The 23810-nt window shown below is 38.9% G+C and carries 20 protein-coding genes; 13 read left to right on the plus strand and 7 right to left on the minus strand.

The annotated features are described in order from the left end of the window. Positions 1–349: 349 nt before the first annotated feature. From addB to BAZO_RS16265, 10 genes are all read left to right on the plus strand, one after another. Positions 350–3919: a helicase-exonuclease AddAB subunit AddB gene (addB, locus tag BAZO_RS16220; protein WP_004431603.1), complete on the plus strand. Its 3570-nt coding sequence runs from the start codon at positions 350–352 to the stop codon at positions 3917–3919. Further along, positions 3912–7652, plus strand: coding sequence for a helicase-exonuclease AddAB subunit AddA (addA, locus tag BAZO_RS16225; RefSeq protein ID WP_004431608.1), 3741 nt, complete (start codon positions 3912–3914; stop codon positions 7650–7652). Before addB ends, addA begins: the two co-directional genes overlap by 8 nt. 258 nt (positions 7653–7910) lie before the next feature. Next, positions 7911–9632 carry an acetate--CoA ligase gene (gene acsA / locus BAZO_RS16230; RefSeq protein WP_004431610.1) on the plus strand — a complete coding sequence of 574 codons (1722 nt, stop codon included), beginning with the start codon at positions 7911–7913 and terminating at the stop codon, positions 9630–9632. Between the two features lie 221 nt (positions 9633–9853). Continuing rightward, positions 9854–10624 (plus strand): ABC transporter ATP-binding protein, encoded by a 771-nt coding sequence (locus BAZO_RS16235; protein WP_004431613.1) that lies wholly within the window; start codon positions 9854–9856, stop codon positions 10622–10624. Positions 10625–10637: 13 nt separating this feature from the next. After that, entirely contained in the window at positions 10638–12551 is a 1914-nt protein-coding gene (locus BAZO_RS16240) for an AMP-binding protein (protein WP_004431614.1), read from the plus strand. Then, complete coding sequence (locus BAZO_RS16245) at positions 12548–13432, plus strand: branched-chain amino acid ABC transporter permease (RefSeq protein ID WP_004431616.1); 885 nt, start codon at positions 12548–12550, stop codon at positions 13430–13432. The genes BAZO_RS16240 and BAZO_RS16245 overlap by 4 nt, the downstream gene beginning before the upstream one ends. A 3-nt stretch (positions 13433–13435) precedes the next feature. Next, the gene (locus BAZO_RS16250) at positions 13436–14497 is read left to right on the plus strand and encodes a branched-chain amino acid ABC transporter permease (protein WP_004431618.1); all 1062 of its coding nucleotides are present in this window, start codon (positions 13436–13438) and stop codon (positions 14495–14497) included. Positions 14498–14601: 104 nt separating this feature from the next. After that, positions 14602–15846, plus strand: a complete 1245-nt coding sequence (locus tag BAZO_RS16255; RefSeq protein WP_004431619.1) for an ABC transporter substrate-binding protein — start codon at positions 14602–14604, stop codon at positions 15844–15846. A 59-nt stretch (positions 15847–15905) separates the two neighbouring features. Further along, positions 15906–16694, plus strand: coding sequence for an ABC transporter ATP-binding protein (locus BAZO_RS16260; RefSeq protein ID WP_004431621.1), 789 nt, complete (start codon positions 15906–15908; stop codon positions 16692–16694). After that, positions 16694–17860 (plus strand): phenylacetate--CoA ligase family protein, encoded by a 1167-nt coding sequence (locus BAZO_RS16265; RefSeq protein WP_004431624.1) that lies wholly within the window; start codon positions 16694–16696, stop codon positions 17858–17860. Before BAZO_RS16260 ends, BAZO_RS16265 begins: the two co-directional genes overlap by 1 nt. 70 nt (positions 17861–17930) lie before the next feature. Here the strand turns inward: BAZO_RS16265 and BAZO_RS16270 are convergent, their stop codons facing one another. The 6 genes from BAZO_RS16270 to BAZO_RS16295 form a co-directional block, all read right to left on the minus strand. Continuing rightward, the gene (locus tag BAZO_RS16270) at positions 17931–18149 is read right to left on the minus strand and encodes a spore germination protein (protein ID WP_004431627.1); all 219 of its coding nucleotides are present in this window, start codon (positions 18147–18149) and stop codon (positions 17931–17933) included. 82 nt (positions 18150–18231) lie between these two features. Further along, positions 18232–18657: a spore germination protein GerPE gene (locus tag BAZO_RS16275; RefSeq protein WP_004431629.1), complete on the minus strand. Its 426-nt coding sequence runs from the start codon at positions 18655–18657 to the stop codon at positions 18232–18234. 22 nt (positions 18658–18679) lie between these two features. Continuing rightward, a complete protein-coding gene (locus BAZO_RS16280; RefSeq protein ID WP_035195799.1) occupies positions 18680–18859 on the minus strand; it encodes a spore gernimation protein GerPD in 180 nt (59 codons plus the stop codon). Positions 18860–18861: 2 nt separating this feature from the next. Continuing rightward, positions 18862–19491: a spore germination protein GerPC gene (gene gerPC, locus BAZO_RS16285; RefSeq protein ID WP_004431632.1), complete on the minus strand. Its 630-nt coding sequence runs from the start codon at positions 19489–19491 to the stop codon at positions 18862–18864. A 65-nt stretch (positions 19492–19556) separates the two neighbouring features. Further along, complete coding sequence (locus BAZO_RS16290) at positions 19557–19745, minus strand: spore germination protein GerPB (RefSeq protein WP_004431633.1); 189 nt, start codon at positions 19743–19745, stop codon at positions 19557–19559. Positions 19746–19768: 23 nt separating this feature from the next. Beyond that, positions 19769–19990, minus strand: a complete 222-nt coding sequence (locus tag BAZO_RS16295) for a spore germination protein (protein WP_004431635.1) — start codon at positions 19988–19990, stop codon at positions 19769–19771. Between the two features lie 172 nt (positions 19991–20162). Between BAZO_RS16295 and BAZO_RS16300 the strand changes: the two genes are divergently transcribed. The 3 genes from BAZO_RS16300 to BAZO_RS16310 all read left to right on the plus strand — a co-directional run bounded on the left by BAZO_RS16300 (position 20163) and on the right by BAZO_RS16310 (position 23148). Then, complete coding sequence (locus tag BAZO_RS16300) at positions 20163–21764, plus strand: long-chain-fatty-acid--CoA ligase (protein WP_004431637.1); 1602 nt, start codon at positions 20163–20165, stop codon at positions 21762–21764. A 150-nt stretch (positions 21765–21914) separates the two neighbouring features. Further along, complete coding sequence (locus BAZO_RS16305; RefSeq protein ID WP_004431638.1) at positions 21915–22703, plus strand: SDR family oxidoreductase; 789 nt, start codon at positions 21915–21917, stop codon at positions 22701–22703. Positions 22704–22791: 88 nt separating this feature from the next. After that, complete coding sequence (locus tag BAZO_RS16310) at positions 22792–23148, plus strand: YisL family protein (protein WP_004431640.1); 357 nt, start codon at positions 22792–22794, stop codon at positions 23146–23148. A 29-nt stretch (positions 23149–23177) separates the two neighbouring features. Here the strand turns inward: BAZO_RS16310 and BAZO_RS16315 are convergent, their stop codons facing one another. After that, the gene (locus BAZO_RS16315) at positions 23178–23741 is read right to left on the minus strand and encodes a DUF2777 family protein (protein ID WP_004431642.1); all 564 of its coding nucleotides are present in this window, start codon (positions 23739–23741) and stop codon (positions 23178–23180) included. Between the last annotated feature and the right edge of the window lie 69 nt (positions 23742–23810).

Raw genomic sequence — 23810 nt, forward strand, 5'->3', positions numbered from 1 at the left:
TCGAATCCCGTACGGGTCATAGAAAAAGATCAAGAGATAATTCTTGATCTTTTTGTTTTTTATAAATGTTGATTTTAGAAAATGATTCCCACCCCAAGCTCCATACAGCAAACCCGGGAATCCAAGCCCCCGTATGATTCCCACCCAAGGCTCCAAACCACAACACCGGGAATCAAAGCATGTGAATCAGCCCGATTCTCTCATTCCCATTCAGAATTCCCTTCACTTCACAACTCCAATTATTTTTTCAGTCATTCCCATAATGGTATAATAATTTACAGCATAACCATTCATCAGAATTCATGAATCAATCAACATTCATTCAATTTAGCAAGTAGGGGGGAGAATTATGTCATCGTTACGATTTGTCCTAGGACGTTCGGGGAGCGGAAAATCAACCTTTTTATTAAACGAGGTTATCGATAAACTAGAGCAAGACCCGTTAGGCCCACCAATCATCTATCTAGTACCCGACCAAATGACCTTTCAAATAGAATATCAATTAATAAATACACCAGGATTACATGGTATGATCCGTTCGCAAGTGTTTAGTTTTACGCGCTTAGCTTGGAGGATATTACAAGAAACGGAAGGCTTTAGCCGCTTTCATCTTAATAGTGTCGGCCTACATATGCTTCTTCGGAAAATTGTAGAGCACCGCAAGGATGAACTGAAGGTGTTTACAAGAGCTGCCGATCAAAACGGTTTTATCAAACAGCTTGAAGAAATGATCGCAGAATTTAAGCGGTATTGTATTACTCCGGAACTCCTTCAAGAAAAAAGTGTGGAGCTTTCTCACACAGATAATAGTAATTCCAATAAAGAAATATTAGCTAATAAACTTAATGACTTTCAGTTAATTTATCATGATTATGAAAGTCATTTATTGGTGCATTATGTGGATTCCGAGGATTACCTTCGCCTTTTAGCTGAAAAGATATCAAAGTCCGAGGAACTAAAAGGCGCAGACGTGTACATTGATGGATTCCATAGTTTTACACCGCAGGAATTGGAGGTTCTTAGCGAGTTGTTAAAGCAGTGTAACAGTGTTACCGTTGCTCTTACACTTGACCCAACTGATCTTCATCAGGATATCCATGATTTAAATTTATATCGAATGACAGTTAGTACATACTTTAGCATCTTAAATTCTGCTAAGGAGAACAACATAGGGCTTGAAAAACCTGTGCTTTTGAATGAGCCGTTCAGGTTTATAAAATCACCAGCACTGCATCATCTTGAACAGCATTACGACAGCCGTCCAAGTGTTAAGTTTTCTGATAAAGCCGCAACAACTGATAAAACAACCAATGCAAACAAGACTGACAAACCAACAGAAAATCTAGCGATTAACATCAATGCCGCTGTCAACCGCCGCGCTGAGGTCGAAAGTGTTGCTCGAGAAATTTTGCATATAGTAAAAACTAAAAACTACCGTTGGCGTGATTTCGCTATTTTATTAAGAGACAGCCACTCCTACCATGATCTTTTAAAAACTGTTTTTGAGGATTACCATATTCCATTGTTTTTAGATCAAAAACGATCAATGTTAAATCATCCGCTCATTGAATTTATCCGTTCATCGTTGGACGTAATTCAAGGTGGATGGCGCTACGAACCTATCTTTCGATGTGTCAAAACGGATGTACTGTTTCCGTTTGACAGTAATAGAGACCGAATCCGTGAAGATATGGATCAGTTTGAAAATTATGTGTTGGCTTACGGGATTCAGGGGAAGCGTTGGACTGATAAAAAGCCATGGGAATATAGACGTTTCCAAGCGGTTGAGGGCCAAAGTATCCCTAAAACAGATAAAGAAAAAGATTACGAGAAAAAAATCAATAAGTTACGCAGCTTAATCACAGAACCTTTCCTTGCATTCGAGAAGAATTCAAAAAAAGCTAAAACTGGCCGTGATTATTGTGAGGCACTTTATTACTTTTTAGAAGGATTACAAATTCCGGATAAAGTGAATCGACTTTGCATTGAGGCCGAGGAAGCTGGCAACTTAACCGAATCAAGAGATCATAGTCAAGTATGGCAATCTGTCCTTGATCTTCTAGACCAAATGGCATCCTTAATGGGGGAGGAAGAGCTTTCCTTCGATCTTTTCCGTAAAATGATACATTCCGGCTTGGAAAGTATGCATTTTGCGACGGTACCACCAGCCATGGATCAAGTGTTGGTTGGAGATATGGAACGCTCCCGTTTTTCAAATATAAAATGTACATTCATTCTTGGGGTGAATGATGGCGTCATTCCATTAAAACCCGTAGAAGAGGGAGTTGTAACCGAAGAAGAAAGAGAGTTTTTAGCAAGTACCGGCTTCACATTAGCACCCGGAAGTAAGCAGCAGCTCTTGGATGAACAATTTTTAATTTATCTTGCTTTAACGAGTGCTTCAGAGTTACTGTATTTAAGCTATCCAATGGCTGATGATGAAGGGAAATCTCTTGTTCCATCGATTTTATTTAATCGTCTTAAAGACCTTTTCCCGGCATTAAAAGAAAACCTCATCTTAAACGAGCCGAATGAGGAAGCACCGGAGCAGCAGCTGAACTATATAACAAATCCTAAAAAGACGATGTCCTATTTGTCACTTCAGCTGCAAAATTGGAAAAGGGGTTATCCTGTTCATGAATTATGGTGGGACGTTTATAACTGGATCTCTGAACAAGAAAAGTGGGAAAATTACGGTAAAAAGGTGTTAGGAAGTTTATTTTTCATTAACACTACCAAAAAACTTCCTGAGGATATTAGTCGTGAATTATATGGTGAGGAAATAAAAGCAAGTGTGTCACGAATGGAGCTTTTCCAGTCCTGTCCATATTCCCACTTTATTTCGTATGGGCTGCGTTTAGAAGAGCGGCAAATTTTCCGGCTTGAAGCACCGGATATCGGACAGTTATTCCATGCAGCTTTAAAATTGATTACGGATATCATTCAACAAAATGATTTGAATTGGTCGAACCTTACGAGAAAACAATGTGAGCAGCTAGCCTTTGAGGCGGTAGAACGGTTGGCTCCAAACATTCAAAAAGAAATATTGCTGAGTTCAAATCGCTTTCATTACATTAAAAGAAAGCTGCAGCAGGTCGTTGGACGGGCCTCCATCGTATTAAGTGAGCATGCCAAAATAAGTGGTTTTGAACCGATCGGTCTTGAGTTGTCTTTCGGACCAAAGGGGCCGTTATCACCGCTCCGGTTTACATTGAAAAATGGCTGCACAATGGAGGTTGTTGGCAGAATTGACCGAGTTGATAAATCTGCCGGCGAAAATGGCGTTTACCTCCGAGTGATTGATTACAAGTCAAGCCAAAAAGCTTTGAATCTGACAGAGGTTTATTATGGGCTTGCCTTACAAATGCTGACCTATCTTGATGTTGTGATCACTAATTCAAAGCAGTGGATTGGTACAGAAGCCTCTCCGGCTGGAGTACTATATTTCCATGTTCATAATCCAATGCTTAATAAGTCTACTATTCCAACATTTGAAGAGATTGAAAAAGAAATCTATAAACGATTTAAAATGAAAGGTTTGCTTGTTGCTGACCAAGAATCGATCCGTCTTATGGACCGATCACTTGAGACAGGCTATTCGGATGTTATTCCAGTTGCTTTGAAAAAAGACGGTGGCTTTTATAGCAATTCCTCCGTTGCTAGCGGGAAGGATTTTGACCATATTAGGAGCTTTGTCCGTACAAAAATTCGAGACATTGGCACAGCGATCACAGATGGAGTTATTGATATTGAACCGTATAAAATGAAAAATCACACCCCATGTGCATTTTGTTCCTATAAATCGATATGTCAATTTGACCGTTCATTCCAAGAGAACAAATATAATATTTTAATTCCTGAAAAAAATGAAGATATCTTAGAAAAAATTCGTATGGAGGGAGGAAAAGACCTTGAATAATGAACTTAAAAAACCAGAAAACAGCACATGGACGGACGACCAATGGCGGGCAATCGCCACAAGCGGGAAGGATATACTCGTTGCGGCGGCAGCTGGGTCAGGTAAAACAGCGGTCTTGGTTGAACGAATTATTAAAAAAATCACGTCCGTCAATAACCCTGTTGATGTCGATCGCTTATTAGTCGTTACGTTTACGAATGCAGCTGCAGCTGAAATGAGAAAAAGAATTGGCGAAGCGTTGGAAAAAGAAATTGCTAAATCTCCTTCCTCTCTCCATTTGCGCAGACAATTGACACTATTAAACCGAGCATCCATTTCGACGCTCCATTCATTCTGTCTCAACGTATTGCGAAAATATTATTACTATATTGATTTGGATCCTGGCTTTCGTATTGCAGATGAAACAGAAGCAGAACTGTTGATGGAAGAAGTAATGGAGGAGCTTTTTGAGGAGCAATATAGTTTAGAAAACAATGAGTGTTTCTATGATTTAGTTGATCGATACAGTGATGACCGTAGTGATATAGAATTGCAGCTCTTAATTAGAAAATTATACGATTTCTCCCGTTCCTATCCATGGCCTACTGAATGGTTGGAGCAAATCGTTCAGGCCTATGATATTGATGATATAAGTGAGATTGATGAATTATCATGGATGAAGGATCTAAGAGAGGATATCAAAATTCAACTGCAAGGATGTAGGGAGCTCCTAAATCGTGCTTTGGAAATAACGAAACAGCCCGGAGGACCTGCTCCCTATGCTGATAATATCAATCTTAACCAACAACTAATCCAAGACCTTCTATTCGCAAGTGAACAGTCATGGCAAAACATTTATGAAGTCATGCAAACAGCGTCTTTTGGTAAACTTAAGCCTTGTAAAGGTGATGAATATTTAAAAACCATGCAGGAAAATGTGAAGGGTCTTCGCGAAAAAGCAAAGGATCAATTTGAAAAAATAAAAGACGAGCTTTTCAGCCGCAAACCTGAGTATTTTCTTAAGGATATTCAGGAGATGAAACCGGTTGTTGAAACATTAATTGAGCTCGTTAAAGAATTTTCAAATCGCTATGAAATAGTAAAAAAAGAAAAAGGAATTGTCGACTTTGCAGATTTAGAGCATTTTTGTTTGCAAATTTTGAAGAACGAAATGTCAACGGCTGGCGGGCTTGTACCCTCCGAGGTAGCCGAAAGCTACAGAGATTTATTTCAAGAGGTGCTGGTGGATGAATACCAGGATACAAACTTAGTTCAGGAAACAATTATTAAATTAGTGTCCTGCTCTAATAATTTATTTATGGTAGGCGATGTGAAGCAGTCGATTTATCGTTTCCGGTTAGCAGAACCACATCTATTTCTGACAAAATATAGATTGTTCCAAAAAGAAGATTCTGAAGAATGCGCAGGAATTCGGATTGATTTGTCAAAAAACTTCCGTAGCCGTGCTGAAGTATTAGTGGGAACGAATTTTATTTTTAAGCAGATCATGAATAAAACTGTTGGAGAAATTGAGTACGATGATGATGCGGAGCTAAAGCTAGGGAATCTGAATTACCCTGAATCCGAAGAGACAAAAGCCGAACTTCTCTTGATCGATCGGAAAGACAAGTCAACTGAGAAAGAGGTAAATGACGACGGGGATGATGAGGACGAATCAATCTCAGCGGATATAGTAGAATTGGAAACTGTTCAATTAGAGGCGAGGGTTATAGGTTTAAAAATAAAAGAATTAATAGAAAAGCCTTATAAAGTGACAGATAAAAGCGGGAACGAGCGAAACGTAACGTATCGTGATATTGTCATTCTATTACGGTCGATGCCATGGGCGGAAACGATTATGGAAGAATTTAAGGAGCTTGGAATTCCGGTATATGCCGAGCTTTCTACTGGCTATTTTGAAGCAACAGAAGTTACGGTGATGCTTTCCCTTTTAAAGATAATCGATAATCCGTATCAGGATATCCCATTAGCCGCTGTCCTCCGTTCACCGATTGTCGGCTTAACGGAAGAACAGCTGGCAATGATTCGAATTCACGATAAAAATAATGGTTTTTTTGAGAGTGTAAAAAGCTATATCAGATCTGGTGCCAATCATGAATTAGCCGGAAAACTAGATTTATTTTACAAAGAATTAAAGGCATGGAGAACAAGAGCAAGGCAAGGGGCTTTATCTGAATTGATTTGGCAGTTATACAGGGATACAGGGTATTTTGATTATGTTGGTGGTCTAGCTGGTGGAAAACAGCGTCAAGCTAACTTACGGGCTCTTTATGATCGGTCAAAGCAATATGAGGAAACGTCTTTCCGTGGCTTATTCCGTTTCTTGAGATTTATAGAACGTATGCAGGACCGCGGGGAAGATTTAGGAACGGCTAGAGCTCTTGGAGAGCAAGAGGATGTCGTCCGGATGATGACGATTCATAAAAGTAAAGGTTTGGAGTTTCCAATTGTTTTCGTAGCGGGTCTTGGCCGACAATTTAATATGCAGGATCTACGAAAAAAAGTGCTGTTGCATAAAGAACTCGGATTTGGCTCTAAGCTTGTTAATCCCAAGCTTCGTATTACATATCCAACGCTGCCTCTTCTTGCGATGAAACGACGGCTGCAAATGGAGCTGTTAGCTGAAGAAATGCGTGTTCTCTACGTTGCCCTGACAAGAGCAAAAGAAAAACTCTACCTTGTCGGCACTGTAAAGGATATGGAGAAAACGATGGATAAGTGGAATAGTGAAATAGACGAGGACGAATGGTTATTACCGGATTATGTGCGGGCAAAAGCAAAATGTTATTTAGACTGGATTGGACCAGCCTTAATCCGTCACCCAGATTGTACCGTATTAAGCGCCAAAGAATATGCCAACGAAATTTCTTCCCATTCTTCTAAATGGGAGGTCAATGTTCTAAATGCCGAAAACTTTCCTAAGGATTCAAGTGAATCTGTGAAACAAAATTTAGAATTACTAAGCGATATTGAAAATTGGCGGGCTGTCCCAATCGAAAGCGCAATGAAAAATGATGTTTATCATCAACTTTCATGGAACTATCCATTTATGCAAGCACAAATCAAACGCTCGAAGCAATCCGTATCTGAGATAAAATCTAGAAAACAAGTGACCGATGCGTATGCGGATACAGCATTAATCCAAAGGTTCCGGGCCCCATTACAGGATCGCCCAAAGTTTTTACAGCAGAAATCGTTAACGGCCGCTGAAAAAGGAACGGCAATGCATATGGTGATGCAGCATATTGATTTACGTGCAGAAATCACACCTGAATCGCTGGCTAATTTACTAGCATCGATGGTGATTAAGGAGCTATTAACTGAAGAACAAAGTACAGTAATTGAAATAGACAGTATCATTCAGTTTTTTGAAACTCCGTTAGGACAACGATTAGTAAAGGCGGATAAGGTTCGTCGTGAAGTACCTTTTAGCTTGGCACTTCCTGCGAAAGATGCCTATCCTGATTGGGCGGAGGAGGATACTGCCCATGTTTTAGTTCAAGGGGTTATGGATTGCGTTTTTAAAGATGATAATGGAGTCGTGCTAATCGATTATAAAACCGATACAATTACCGGCCGTTTTAAAAATGAGGAAATTGCCAAGAAAACATTGGAAGAACGCTATCGTTTGCAAATTGATTTATACGCAAAGGCACTTCAGGACATTTGGAAGCTGCCATCTGTCGAAAAATATCTATTTTTGTTTGATGGAAGCCTTTTGATTGAAATGTAGATGTTATATAACAATTTACTAAAAACTCGTATTACAGTTGGTTGCATTTACCAAGTAATACGAGTTTTTTATTTAGCGAATTCTGTCTAATGGTGTAAATATTTTATTTCAACCTAAAATAAGCTGCTTGAAAGCGTATTATTCTTTTGTAAGAAATTTATAAAATTTTGTGAACATTTTAAAGAATATTTAAAGTTTTGTCGATATGTGGTAGTGTTATATAACAAGAGAAAATCTTATTATTGGGGGTCAGGGGATATGACAACGAACGCAATGACAAATGAAGTACTATTGATTGATGAAACAGCAAATCTAAAAAATTATGATGAAGCAGTTGCCAATTTTGACTGGAAAGAGATTGAGAAGACGTTTACTTGGTACCAAACAGGAAAGGTTAACATGGTTTACGAAGCAATCGACCGTCACGTAAACAATGGAAAAGCGGATCAAACTGCCTTGTTTTTTACAGATGGTGTCCGTGATGAAGCCTATACTTATCAGGATATCCAAAAGCTTTCAAGTCAATTTGCGAACGGATTGCGTTCATATGGTGTGGAAAAAGGGGATCGCGTCTTTATTTTCATGCCTCGTACACCGGAATTGTATATTTCGCTTTTAGGAATTATTCGTATGGGGGCGATCGCAGGTCCGTTGTTTGAAGCGTTTATGGAGGAAGCTGTAAAAGACCGTTTGAGTGATAGTGGAGCGGTAGCAGTTGTAACAACACCTGCCTTACTAGAACGGATTCCAGTTGATGAACTACCTGAATTAAAACATGTCATTTTAGTAGGCGGAGAAGAGACAACAGCTGATAATCAAGTTTTATATCAAGATTTAATGAGCAAGTCTGATGAATATACAATTGAATGGGTAGACCGTGAAACGGGTATGCTGCTTCATTATACGTCAGGATCTACGGGAAAACCAAAAGGGGTTCTTCAAGTACATGATGCCATGATTCATCAATACCTAGCAGGAAAATGGACGTATGACCTTCGCGAGGGCGATGTATATTGGTGTACAGCTGACCCAGGCTGGGTAACTGGAACTTCAGCAGGTATGTGGTCACCTTGGTTAAATGGTGTAACCGCTGTTCTCCGTGGCGGACGTTTTAAAGCTGAAGAGTGGTTCCAAACGCTAGAAAAGTATGGTGTAAATGTTTGGTTCAGTGCACCAACAGCTTTACGAATGATCATGGCAGCAGGAAATGAGCTTCCGAAGAAATATGATTTATCAAAGCTGCGCCATATCCTTTCAGCTGGCGAACCATTAAATCCTGAAGTTGTTCGTTGGGGATTAGAGGTATTAAATCATCGGATTCATGACAACTGGTGGATGACTGAAACTGGTTCTTGTATTTGTGCGAACTTCCGTTGTAACCCAATTCGCCCTGGTTCAATGGGCAAGCCGCTTCCAGGCATTACACTTTCCATCGTTGATGACCAAGGAAATGAATTACCGGCAAACAGAATGGGCAACTTGGCGATTAAACCAAAATGGCCGGCAATGGTACGAGCTATTTGGAATAACCAAGAGAAGTATGATCAATATTTTGAAACTGGCTGGTTTGTAACTGGTGACTCTGCTTACAAGGATGAGGATGGCTACTTCTGGTTTGAGGGCCGTGTGGACGATGTTATCAATACATCTGGTGAGCGTGTTGGACCATTTGAGGTTGAGAGCAAGCTTGTAGAACATCCGGCTGTTGCTGAGGCAGGAGTAATTGGTGTCCCTGACCCAGTTCGCGGTGAAGTAATTAAAGCATTCATTACACTTCGTGAAGGTTTCGTTGATAGTGATGAATTAAAAGAAGAAATTCGTTCATTTGTTAAAACACGTTTAGCTGCACATGCCGCACCAAGAATGATTGAGGTTCGTGAAACAATTCCTAAGACAAGATCAGGAAAAATCATGCGCCGTGTCCTAAAGGCATGGGAGCTTGGTCTACCAACAGGCGACCTATCAACAATGGAAGACTAATATAAAAATAAAGTGAGGCTACTCCTTATGGGGTAGCCTCATTTTTTTTACTATACAACTTGTACACTTATTTTGTTAAATCAATCATTAATTAAAAAATCTTTGCATAAAACATAATATGTTGTAAGAAAATTATAAATTTTCGTTGTATTCTAACTAAAACGATGTTATCATCAATTGGTAAACGCTTTCAATTCTGTTATATAATAGGAGGGGGAAAATTGGGAGTTCTAGAAATAAAAGACGTAACATTACGGTTTGGGGGCGTACTTGCCCTTGATCACGTTAGTTATGTTGTAAACAAAGGGGAAATCTTTTCATTAATAGGACCTAACGGGGCTGGGAAAACAAGTATGCTGAATTGTATCAGCGGCTTATACCATCCGACTGAGGGGTCGGTCATTTTTAATGGGGAAAAAATCAATCACTTAAAGCCTCACAAAAGAGCGGCCCTTGGTTTTGCCAGGGCGTTTCAAAACATTGAGCTGTTCCCACATTTATCTGTATTGGATAATTTAATGCTTGGAAGGCATGTCAGAATGAAAACTGGACTCTTGGCAAGCGGGTTTTATTGGGGAAAGGCACAGCGTGAGGAAGTAGAGCACCGCAGGAAAGTAGAGGATGTTATCGATTTTTTAGAGATAGAAGATATTCGAAACATACCGGTAGGGACACTTTCCTATGGTCTGCAAAAACGGGTTGAAATGGGTCGAGCCCTAGCGCTGGAACCGGAGCTATTGTTGTTAGATGAACCAATGGCAGGTATGAATACGGAAGAAAAGGAAGACATGGCTCGTTATATCATTGACATACATGAAGAGATGAAAACTACGATCATCTTAATAGAGCACGATATGGGTGTCGTAATGGATTTATCAGATCATATTGCAGTACTTGATTTTGGAAAGCTAATTGCCTATGGAACTCCAACTGAAGTTCAGAATAATCCTAAAGTGATAGAAGCCTATCTTGGTGAAGAGAAAGTAGGATAAGGGGGGAGATTGAATGATAAATCTGACATTTCCTCAGGCTCTAGTAGAAAGGGCAAGGAAAGAAGGGGCAAAAGTTGCTTTACGTGAAAAAGACTTTGGTATTTGGAATGAATACACGTACTTGAACTATCTTGAGCAGGTGAAGCAATTTGCACTGGGCCTTTCAGAATTAGGTTTAAGAAGAGGCGATAAGTTGGCTATTATTGGCGACAATCGGCCAGAGTGGGTCATAAGTGAAATAGCCACGCAAAGCTTAGGCGGGGTCTCGGTTGGAATCTATCAAGAGTCACTCCCGAACGAAATCAGCTATATTATCGATAATTCTGATGCCTGTATTGTTGTTGTGGAAGATCAAGAGCAGGTTGATAAGTTATTAGAAATCAAGCAAGAAATTCCAAAGGTTAGATGGATTATCTATTATGATGATCGTGGAATGAGAGATTACAACGATCCTAATCTATTATTTTTTAAAGATGTCCAATCTATTGGTAAAAAGGTAAACGAAATAGATCCCAAACTATTTGAACAAGAGCTTGAAAAGGGCAAATATGAGGATGTTGCAATCTTATCCTATACGTCCGGAACAACAGGAAATCCAAAAGGAACGATGCTAACCTATCAAAATTTATTTGATATGGCAAAAAATCTTTCAAGTATTGATCCATTGGAAGGAAATGATCAATATCTTTCGTTTCTCCCGCTGGCATGGATCGGGGAACAAATGATGTCAATAGCACTTGGACTTTATAACGGTCTAACCATAAACTTTCCAGAAGAACCTTCGACTGTTTTACAAAATATTAGGGAAATTGGCCCTCATGTCATGTTTTCGCCTCCAAGAATTTATGAAGATATGCTTTCAAGATTTCAAGTGAAAATTCAAGATGCAAGCTGGCTCAAACGCAAAATATATGAATGGTGTAAGCCTATTGGTGAGAGAGTGGCCGATGCCCATTTAAACAATAAAACTATAAGCACCGGAACGAAAATAATGTATAATCTCGCGGACTATCTAATGTTTAGTGCAATTCGGGATCATTTAGGGTTATTAAGAATAAAGCGTGCCTATACAGGTGGTGCTCCGCTTGGTCCGGACGTATTCCGCTTTTTCCATAGTATCGGTGTAAATGTAAAGAGCATTTATGGACAAACTGAGGTTTCCGGTATTTCTATCGTTCATCGTGACGGTGATATAAAAATAGACAGCGTCGGTGTTGCTTTACCAGGCACAATGGTGAAGATTTCTGAAGAAGGAGAAATACTAATTAAAAGTACTAGTGTTTGTAAAGGCTACTATAAAAATGAACAGTCGACAAAAGAAACAATTGAAGACGGTTGGTTGCGTACTGGAGATGCAGGCAGTCTGGATGAAAGTGGTCATCTGTACATCATTGACCGGGTAAAAGATGTAATCCGCCTGCAAACAGGAGAAATGTTCTCACCGCAATTTATCGAGAATAAATTAAAGTTTAGTCAATATATTAAAGAGGCTGTTGCGATTGGACGTGGAAGACCATATGTTGTTGCGATGATCAATATTGATATGGAAAATGTCGGCCGCTGGGCAGAGAAAAACCAGATTACGTATACAACGTACACGGATCTATCATCAAAGGAAGCGGTCCTTGACCTCATTCAGGAACAGGTGAATGAAGTGAACAAAGCCTTACCTGAAAAAGCTCGAGTCAAGAAATTTGTTCTCCTTTACAAAGAATTAGATGCAGATGATGAGGAATTGACTCGTACCAAGAAGGTGCGCCGCCAATTTGTCGCTAAAAAATATGAGGATCTCATCGAAGGGTTGTATTCAGAGAATGAAAAAATTGATGTTCAAGGATTAATTAAATATCGGGATGGAAAACAACAAACCATTCGTACAACCTTACAGGTCATCTCATTATGGGAAGAAGAGGTGGGGATTGCATGACGTTCTTTCTGCAAATGCTAGTGACGGGAATTGTTATTGGCAGTGTTTATGCCTTGGTTGCACTAGGATTTGTCTTAATCTACAAATCTAGTGATGCGATCAATTTTGCTCAAGGGGAGTTTTTGCTTGTTGGTACATATGTGTGTTTGACACTCGTATCAAGCTATCATATCCCATTTATTCCAGCACTGATCATTACCCTTCTATTTAGTGCAGTACTAGGGTTGGTCATCGAGCGGATTGTCTTAAGGCCTTTCATAGGGGAGCCGGTTATTTCCTTAATCATGGCAACTATTGGTTTATCAAGCGTTTTGTTAGGGATTGTTCATATTATCTGGGGTCATGAAACGAAAGTATTTCCTAGCATTTTTTCCGAAACACCTGTAAAACTTGGCAGTGTTGTAGTAGCACCTGTTTATTTATGGTCGCTTGCGATTGTTATTGTCATGCTTTTACTATTCACCCTATTTTTCAAATATTCTAAGATGGGGATTGCGATGCGGGCAACAGCAGATGATCAACAAGCAGCAATGTCCATGGGGATCAGCGTTAAGGTTATCTTTGCCTGTGCATGGGCGATAGCTGCCATCGTATCAGCAGTTGGCGGGGTTTTAATCGGGAATATTAATGGGGTAAACTCTTCCCTCGCTTTTATTGGCTTAAAAGTACTTCCGGTAGCAATTCTTGGTGGTCTTGATAGTATCCCTGGAGCCATTATCGGTGGAGTTATCATTGGCGTAGTTGAAAGTATGACAGGTGGTTATCTTGATCCTCTAGTAGGTGGGGGATTAAAAGAAGTCATGCCATTTATCATCCTTGTACTCATTTTAATGTTTAAGCCATATGGATTATTTGGCAAAAAAGAAATAGAGAGGGTGTAAGAATTGAGAAATCCATTTGTCATGGACTGTGGTGAATTCCATGTGAACTATAAGCAAGATATGGCGATTTGGAAAATATCGCGGGTGCGGATGCGTATTTTGGCCATTGTTATTCTGTTCGCGATTTTCCCGTTATTTGCTTCCGACTATATTGTTGGCCTCGCGTCACTATGTGGGATAGCAGCAATCGGTGCGATTGGACTTAATATTTTAACGGGCTTTACAGGCCAGATTTCGATTGGTGTGGGTGCCTTTCTTGGGGTTGGTGGTTATACATCTGCGATTTTGACTACTAAGATTGGCTTAAGCTTTTGGGTTGCGATGCCGGTTGCAGGAGTCATTACGGCCTTGATAGGTGCCCTATTTGGAATCCCATCACTCCGTTTAAAAGGACTTTATCTGGCGATTGCAACACTCGCGGCACAGGTCATCATCTTGTTTGTCATTTCCAGATGGGATTCCTTAACAGGGGGTACAGCGGGTCTTGTCTTAAACCGGCCGGAAATTGGCAGTTTCTCTTTTTATAGTGAAACGAGCTACTATTATTTAATGTTTGTAATCTTAGTAGCTACTGTTCTATTTTCACTCAATTTGTTTAGGTCAAGGGTTGGACGCGCTTTTATAGCCGTACGTGACCGCGATGTGGCTGCTGAGGTTATTGGCATTGATTTATTCAAATATAAAGTGCTGGCGTTTTTCGTTAGCTCCTTTTTCGTAGGAATTGCCGGAGCCTTATTAGGCCATTACATGATGGTGGTTAGCCCGGAACTATATAGTACAACTGTTTCAATTGAATATTTAGCGATGATTTTAGTTGGGGGTCTTGGCAGTGTATTTGGTTCCATTTATGGAGCAGTCTTTATTACACTCCTACCGGTTGTCCTTCGTTCTGTGATTGAGGTGTTTAGTGGTATTTTTCCAGATTTAGCTGACGTCTTAAATGGTCTAAAGGAAGTTGTTTTCGGTTTGGTGATTATTATTTTCTTAATTTACGAGCCACAAGGATTGGCGAAAATATGGCAGAACATTAAGGATTATTTTAAATTGTGGCCATTTTCGTATTGATTGATTTTTCTTAAAACGGGGGTAACCGATAAGTGGAAAATACAAAAAAACGCTTATCGTTATTTCAATAGCATAGTAATTTTTTAGAAAAAAGGGGGAGCAGTATGAAGAAGTTTTGGTCGCTTGTTTTGATGGCAGTATTGGCAATTGGAATGTTAGTTGGATGTTCAGGTGGGGGGCAGAAAGCATCTCAAACGGCAGCAACCAACAAAAATGAAGGGGAAGCAAAGTCCGAGGAAACAGCAATATCCGCGGAAGAAATAAAAGGAACAATCAAGGTTGGAGGCCTTTTTGATTTAACCGGTGGAACTGGTGACGTTGGAACCCCATATGCAGAAGGGGAGAAAGCCTATTTTGAATACTTAGCAACACAGGGTCCTGTAAATGGCTACAAATTAGAATTAATTGGGGATGATTATGCATACAAAATTCCTGAAGCAACAAAGCTTTATCAAAAATTAAAATCTAAAGATCAAGTAGCTGCGATTCTTGGCTGGGGTACTGGAGATACAGAGGCACTACGTCAACTAGTGGCTGCTGATAAGCTTCCATTTATTTCAGCTTCCTATTCTGAGAATCTAAAAAATATGGATGAGAGCCCATACAATTTTTTATCAGCTGCGTCCTACTCTGACCAAGCTCGCTCAGCGTTAAAGTGGATTAAAGATAATCACACTGCAGGAACACCAACAGTAGCCTTACTTTATAATGATACAGCCTTTGGTAAGTCTCCAATTCAAGATGCTAAAGATTTTGCTGCAGAAATTGGGATAGAAGTTGTTGATGAACAAATCGTTGACCTGAAAGCGTTAGATGCAACACCTCAATTACTAAATATGCAAAAGAAAAATCCGGATTATGCAATTATCCAAGAAACTTGGGGCGCAACAGCAACAATTCTGAAAGATGCTAAAAAGCTAGGTATTACTACACAGTTTATTGGCTTAAACTGGGCAACAGGTGAAGGCTTGCTACCTATCACAGGTGACGCTGCTGAAGGCTTTATCGGTGTCGTAACCCATGCATTCCCTTATGAAGATCTTCCAGGTTTAGCAGAAATTAAAACTTTCCTTGAAAGTAAAGGCGAAAAACTTGAAGACAAGAACCAAAAATTCGTTCAAGGATGGGTTGCTGCAAAAATCATGGTTGAAGGTATCAGACTTGCAGACGATCCAACTACTGGTGAAGGAATTCGCGCTGGGTTAGAAAAAATCAATAACTTGGATTTACAAGGTCTGGCAGCACCAGTAACATTCTCTGCTGATAATCACGCTGGAACAAATCAAATCCGCCTTGCTCAAGTAAAAGACGGAAAGTTTGAAGTAATCACAGATTACATTGGCCATTAATACAAAAAATGAGGGTGTTTCTAATGGGAACACCCTTCTTTTAAGATGGGAGGTTAAATATGCTCACTCTAAATAACGTTGAAGTTATGTACGATAAAGTCATTCTTGTTCTTAAAGGGATGTCAATGGTCATTCCTGAAGGAAAGATCGTTGCCTTATTAGGAAGTAATGGTGCAGGAAAAACTACAACTCTTAAAGCTATTTCCGGCTTATTAAAAAGTGAACGTGGAGAAGTTACCGACGGGCAAATTAATTTAAGCGGAGAAAGAATTGATGAAAATAGTGCCGAAACGATTGTTAAAAAAGGGATCTTTCAATGTATGGAAGGGCGGCGTGTTTTTAAACATTTAACTGTTGAAGATAATTTAATTGCTGGTGCCCATACAAGGAAGGACAGAAAAAATTTAAAAGAAGATATTAAAAAGGTGTATCATTATTTTCCAAAGCTTGAAATGTTAAAGCACGCCCAAGCAGGCTATCTTTCTGGTGGAGAGCAACAGATGCTTGCGATCGGTAGAGGACTGATGGCGAAGCCAAAGCTCCTTCTATTAGATGAGCCATCCCTTGGGATCGCACCTTTACTAGTTAAAGAGATTTTCAGTATCATTAAACAAATTAATAAAGAGGAAGGTACCACTATTCTTGTGGTGGAACAAAATGCGAATATCGCCCTTTCGATTGCGGACTATGGCTATATTATGGAAAACGGCAGAATTGTATTGGATGGTCCTGTTGACAAGCTTCTATCCAATGAAGATGTACGAGAATTTTACCTTGGTTTAAGTGATAAAGGCAGAAAAAGTTATCGTGATTTAAAGTCATATAAACGGAGAAAGCGGTGGTTGTAATGATCGAATTACAAAATATTATTCAACATGCCTATAAAAATTCGGACGACTTTAGAAATCGTATGATTGCAGCTAATTTAGAGCCACGAGACATAGAGGCAAGGGAAGACCTTTGTAAACTCCCCGTCTTAAAAAAAGAGGACTTGCCGACCCTTCAAAAGGAATTCTCCCCATTCGGCGGAATGACAACAATGGAAGCATCGAAAATGGTGAGAATCTTTATGTCACCGGGTCCCATTTATGATCCCCAATCGATTGAGGGTGATAATTGGAGATTCTCTGAAGCTTTAGAAGCTGCAAACTTTAACGAAAATGATATTGTTCAAAATACATTTTCCTACCATTTATCACCGGCAGGTTTTATGTTTGATGGTGCCCTACGGAGATTAGGTGCTACCGTTATTCCCGCTGGAACAGGAAACACGGAACTGCAAATTCAGGTTATGAAGGACTTAGGAGTAACCGGATATGTCGGGACTCCTAGTTTTTTAACAATATTATTAGATGCCGCAGAGGAAAAAGGGTGGAATGTTGGGGATGAATTGAAGCTTTCAAAGGCTTTTTTTACAGCAGAAATGGTCACTGCTGAAATAAAGCAAAGATGTGACAAGCTAAATATTTGCGCATATGAAGGATATGGTACAGCTGATTGCGGATTAATTGCCTATCAAGATAAACAGGGCCCAGGATTAAAGCTAACCGAAACCGCATTAGTTCAGTTATGTGATCCATTGACAGGGAAAGAGTTGCCACAGGATGGGGGAGAAGGAGAAGTAGTCGTAACATTATTTGATGAAATATATCCGCTCATAAGATTTGGTACTGGGGACCTATCACGTTGGGTGAAAGGTTTTGAAGGACAAAGATTAGAAGGTGTATTAGGCAGAGTAAGTGATGGGGTAAAGGTAAAAGGAATGTTTGTCCGTGAAAAGCAACTAACGAATACCATTCAAGAATTAGGCTTTCAAACTTATCAAGCTATCGTTTCAAGGGAAAACAATCAAGATCAGATTGAGATCATGATAGAAACTGCTGAATTGATCAATGACCAAATTGTTGCGAAAATTAAAGATATAATACGTGTAACACCTATTGTTAAAGTTCTTCCCAAAGGCTCCTTAAAACCTGATTCAAAGAAATTAATTGATACTCGAAAGTGGAACTAGGTAGGGAAGCAAACAGATGAAGATAGCGAAAAAAGAGTGAAAATCATAAAAGGTTATGATTATTCACTCTTTATCCATTTTGTGCATTAGGTTGATCTGCAGCATCAGGGTCAAATGTATTCGTCGCACTTACCCCATTATTAGTCACGTTTAAATTTCCTGTGTTACTTCCACCAGATCCGGAATACAATTTGGAAACATTTTTTGGAGAAATATAAAAAGAATCACCGAAATGAACAACTCCACTTGCCGTGCCAATATTTATCGGTCCACCAATTACTGAAGGCATACTGAACACCCTTTTTAATACTAACTTAGTCCTATTATTAATGTATGGAAATTCTGAAAAAAGTGTTCGGGTATTTTGGTTATTAACTTCCAGATAATTGTTGTACCGCCTGCTGTGTCTGAGCTTCTTCCACTTCTTCTTCCTCGATATTTACTAATTGACGGATATGCTTAATTCTAGATTCTCCCTGAATAGTATTTGTGGATCCAATTTGAATGACACCCGAAACAGAAGCAGCTGTTATGTCTACTGAATGGACATATATTTTGGGCGATTCATTTATTGTATTTATCTGTATTTGTTCTGTAATAAGCGGTCTTGGTATCGGAGTAGTAAAAACCGGGTAATTAAAATGCCCTTCATTTCCAAAAAATATTTCTTGTTCCCGTTGGACGGCTAGTGCTAAAGAGTAAGGAAGAATTTGATTTGAATCTCCGACCTCAAGGATAGAACTGTAGGATAGAGTACGTAGTTTAAACTTATCAACAATGGAAAGTCTGTATTTCAATATATCACTTCCTAGTAACTTCCTAGCCAAGCGGATTTAATGGAACAAACGGGCCGATTATTAATGATTCTGGAGGTGTGTCAAAGGCTGATACCATTGAAATTGTATTGGTATCACCTACAAGGAACACCGAAGAGGTGGAAACCCCGATGATTTTAATGTCACCGACACATACTTCACGATTTATTACGGTATAATTAATCATTAAAAACTCCCTCCCATTGGAATATGCTTAACAAAGGCATCGATGGCATTAACAATATCCTTTTTTACTGCTGATGATACAAATTGGAAGATTTCCTCCATACTGCCTTCACGTAAATGGTTTTGTGCTGCTTGATTTAAGTAATGATGAAGGCGCGCATCCAGCTGCCTTTCTATATCTTGCGTAATAAATGACCTGTGTGGACCGCCCAGGTTCATGTTATACTTTGCGGCGCATTCGTCAATAAACTGTTGACAATCTGTTGCCATGAACTGCCGGATATCTTGTTTAAGTGTTGGATAAAGATCTGGATGCTGCTGTAATATCGGTATATTTGAAGGTGGATTCTGGTTTACAGAAAAATTTTCGAATGCTTCAGGGTCAGCCATGCCTTGAGGAGATAACCCGATATTTAAAGTTCCTTCTAAACGTTCGATTTTTAATTGGTCAAACTTGTACTCAATTTTATCTATATTTGTAGTTCGATTTTCGCGTAATTGGTTAATGGTTTCCTTGAGAGTGGTTATTTCTTCTTTCAATTTTCTTATCTGTTCTTGTTGTGTCCGTAAATAGGTATCAACTTGGCTAAAGTAATGGTATAGATTGATTCCGCATTTATTTCCAAACATAAGCTTCACCTCTTTCTAATACATATCCTATGACTCGAGTCTGAATAGGTGAATGCCTATATTAATTATGGTGGGGCTAAAGGAACAAGTTTTGGTTTTACTGTAGGTGCCGGCTTCGTATAACCACCTGTATTAGCTAAATAGGAATGTGGTTTAATAATCCCGGCACTACCAATTTGAAGGACGGATGAATTTGATATACCGCCAATTTTAATATATTGTATGATAATGCTTTGATTCACGTAAAAATTCATATGTTAACCCCCTTTAATATTTTTTATAAATTAAAGGCCATCGGCTGATCAACCGCATCAGATTCATAAGTATTTGTGTTGCTATAATAATTTGTAAGTGTATTATAATCGCCTGTATTAAAAGACCCTGCACCAGAAAATGTTTTGGCGGATGCTTTTGGTGCAATTGTAAAGACGTCACCGATATTTATGACCGCACCTGTACCGATATTTACAACGTTAATTGCTCCTACAATAGCTGGCATAAAAACACCCTTTTAGTTTAATTACTTGTTATATCCTTATGACTTTTACCCAGATTGTGTTACAGAACAAAAAATTATAGGAAGTGGGCAAAATTTTTTAGGCATTTATTGGGTAATATATGCTATATTTGTGTTAGAATTTTCTAAAAAGTTCAACACAAGGGGGATTTTCATGTACGTACCAATGTTATTAAATGATTTTCTGGACCGCGCTGTTAAATTATACGGCTCTAAAAAAGCAGTTATTAATACAGACGGAAGAGAATACACTTATTCCGAGTTAAATGAAAGAGTGAATCAGTTATCACATGGGTTACAGTCATTAGGGGTACAAAAAGGGGATCGTGTTGCATATCTTGCTCCAAATACTTTAGAAATGCTAGAAGGATTTTACGGTGTTTTTCAAACTGGTGCAATCATGGTACCGCTTAACACACGTTTAACTCCGGAAGATTATCTATTTATACTGAACCATAGCGAAACCAAAATTTTAGTATGCGATCAGGAACTATATCATCAGATTGCTCCGATTCGTGAAAAGTTGCAAACAGTTGAAAGCGTTTTAATTCATTATGCTGATGAGACTTGTGAGGATATTAACTACGATCAATGGTTAAGCAGATTTTCTTCTAACCGTTTTGATCGTCCGGAAATGGACGAGCAGGATGTATGTAGTTTGTTGTACACAAGCGGAACAACAGGAAATCCTAAAGGAGTAATGTTAACACACCGTAACAATTACTTCCATGCATTATCTGTACAACATCATCTTCGTGTTTCCGACAAAGATACATTATTGCATATTTTGCCGATGTTCCACGTAAATGGATGGGGGTCTCCATTTTATTACACGGCAAATGGCGCAACACAAGTGATGTTAAGAAAGATTGTACCGGAAACGATTATGGATTTGGTTCAAAAGCATAAAGTTTCTGTTATGCATATGGCTCCAACGGTATTAAATGGATTGCTGCAATATTATGATCAAAAGAAACCAACGTTTGACCATGACGTTCGCATTGTAATTGCTGGGTCTGCGCCTGCACCAGCCTTCGTGACGAAAGTAGAAGAGGAAATCGGTTGGGAGTTTATTCAAGTATATGGCATGACAGAGTCATCACCACTTAGCTTGTTTTCACCAATCCGACCACATTTGGAAGATTTAACAAAAGAGCAAAAGTATCGCTTAAAAGCAAAAGCAGGAATTCAGATGATAGGTTGTGAAGTAAAGGTTGTCAATGACTTAGGTGATGAAGTGGCTTGGAATGGCCAAGAAATTGGCGAGGTCATTACACGAAGCAACAGTGTTATGAAAGGCTATTGGAAAAACGAACAAGCAACTATGGAAACGATCCAAGATGGTTGGCTGCATACAGGGGATATGGGAACAGTTGACGAATATGGAACAATTGAAATCGTTGACCGTAAAAAAGATATCATCATTAGCGGTGGAGAGAACATTTCTTCAATTGAAGTAGAGGGTGTGTTATATGAACATCCTAGTATATTAGAGGCCGCCGTTGTTGCCTTGCCGCACGAAAAATGGGGAGAAACTCCACATGCATTTGTAGTAGTAAAGGAAGGAGTAGCACTAACAGAAGAAGAGGTTATCCAATTCTCAAGAAGTAAACTTGCTCACTTTAAAGCTGTTACCGGTGTAACCTTTGTTGATGAGTTACCGAAAACGGCTTCTGGTAAAATTCAAAAAATCCATCTCCGCAACCAAAAATGGGAAGAGAGCGGAAAATCGAAAGATGGCCGTTTTGTAAACTAATAAAAGATCAAACAGGAAGCAGGATGTAGTTCCATTTGCTTCCTGTTTGTTTTAATAGATCTTATTTTTTGACATTTTTTTTGAATAATATGAAAATACATATAAGGTTAAAAAAGATACATAATTGGGATGAATAGGGAGGTTATTGATTTGGATTTAGGATTGAATGGGAAAACAGCTTTAGTGATGGCGTCAAGTCGTGGATTAGGAAAGGCCATCGCTATGAAATTGTCTGAAGAAGGCGCAAATATTATGCTCGCAAGCCGAAGTGAGGATGCATTAAAGACAGCAGCGGAGGAAATTAGAAATAAAACAAATGGAAATGTTCATTATACAGTTTGTGATATTACGAATCCAACCTCAATAAAGGAAACTGTTCAAGCGGCAGTCGAGGCATTTGGTCCTGTAGACATTCTTGTGAATAATGCCGGCGGTCCTCCAGCTGGTGGATTTGACAACTTCGAAGATGATGCATGGCAAAAAGCTTTTGAATTGAATTTACTAAGCTTTGTACGAGCTACACGTGAAGTATTGCCGCATATGAGAAAACAAGGCGGCGGACGGATTTTAAATATTGCTTCTTCGTCGATTAAAGAGCCGATTGATGGACTGATCTTATCGAATACGTTTCGAAATGGTATTGCAGGTTTAGCGAAAAGCCTGGCAACCGAGTTAGGTAAAGATAAAATCTTAGTTAATACACTAGGACCTGGACGGATTGGAACTGACAGATTGACTGAACTGGATCAAATTGGTGCAAGTAAAGCAGGAATGACGCTTGAAGAAATAAGAGCATCAAAAGCAGTCTCCATTCCACTTGGTCGCTACGGACAACCGGAAGAGTTTGCCAACATTGCTGTGTTTCTATGTTCCGGGGCCAATTCATATGTAACAGGCCAGGCATTATTAGTAGATGGTGGTTTAATCCGAGCATTATAACAGACAATATTTTTTGAGTTTGAATCATCTACGTGTATAATGGAATTTGATTGTGAGTTATATAGAAAAGACTTGGAGGGGAAATAGATTGATTCATGCGCACGTCACAACTTGGTTTATAGCAATAATTTTATTGTTTGTAAGTTATTCTATGCAAAAAAAAGGGAAACAAAAACCAGCTAAAATTACAAAGATGATTTTACGTCTGTTTTATATATTGATTTTAGCTACTGGCGGACATTTATTTGGAATTTATGCTTCTAGTCTAGGTTCAGGTATATTTACGTCTGCTGTATTTTGGAAAGCTTTAGCGGGACTGTGGGTTATTGCTTCAATGGAGATGCTTTTAATGAAGCAAGCGAAAGGTAAATCTACCGAACTATTTTGGATTCAATTTGTTGTATCATTATTAATCGTGTTATTTTTCGGTTATGTTGTTTTATAAAAAAGCTGCCAATTCGGCAGCTTTTTTAATTATGATATAAATGAACCGATGATTCGTTTGCCGTCGCTTAATGCGAACTCAAACCGGTCCTCGATTTTATTGTCGGAATGTCTGGAAAAATAATGTTGAACAACACAAATTTGTTCTTCATTATCAAAGATTATGACGTTCATTCCCTCTTTAGCTTGTCTCATTTGCAGTAAATCGAGAAAATTATTGCAGAAAACACAATCATACAACGAGTAGGAAAGTGAGTTTAAGGTTTCTACAAAACTCATATATGATTCTTCTGAAAGTTCTTCAATCAGTTTTTTAAAGGAATGGGTTAGGTTTTTTTTATATCGAATACGGTCCCCATCTTTAAAATAATGAAAATCGTTTTCGATATAAAGAAGACTTTTATCAATGATAATCCCTTTCATCCATATTCCTTTTAAGAATACCTCAAGTTCCACGGACAATTCCCCAAGATCAAAGGCTTCCTCATTGATTTCATCGAAAAAAATCCATTCATCCCCGATTTGTTCTAGTGTGCCTTCGACAAAAGCTCTTTCTTGAAAAGGAATAACAGCAAGTTTTCTATGTAAGTTCAATTTAAATTACCCCTTTTATAACTTTTTACTATCGTTTCACACTTTTCGTAAAAAAATACAAAATTTCAG

The sequence above is a fragment of the Schinkia azotoformans LMG 9581 genome, from assembly GCF_000307855.1.
GTDB lineage: Bacteria > Bacillota > Bacilli > Bacillales > Bacillaceae_J > Schinkia > Schinkia azotoformans.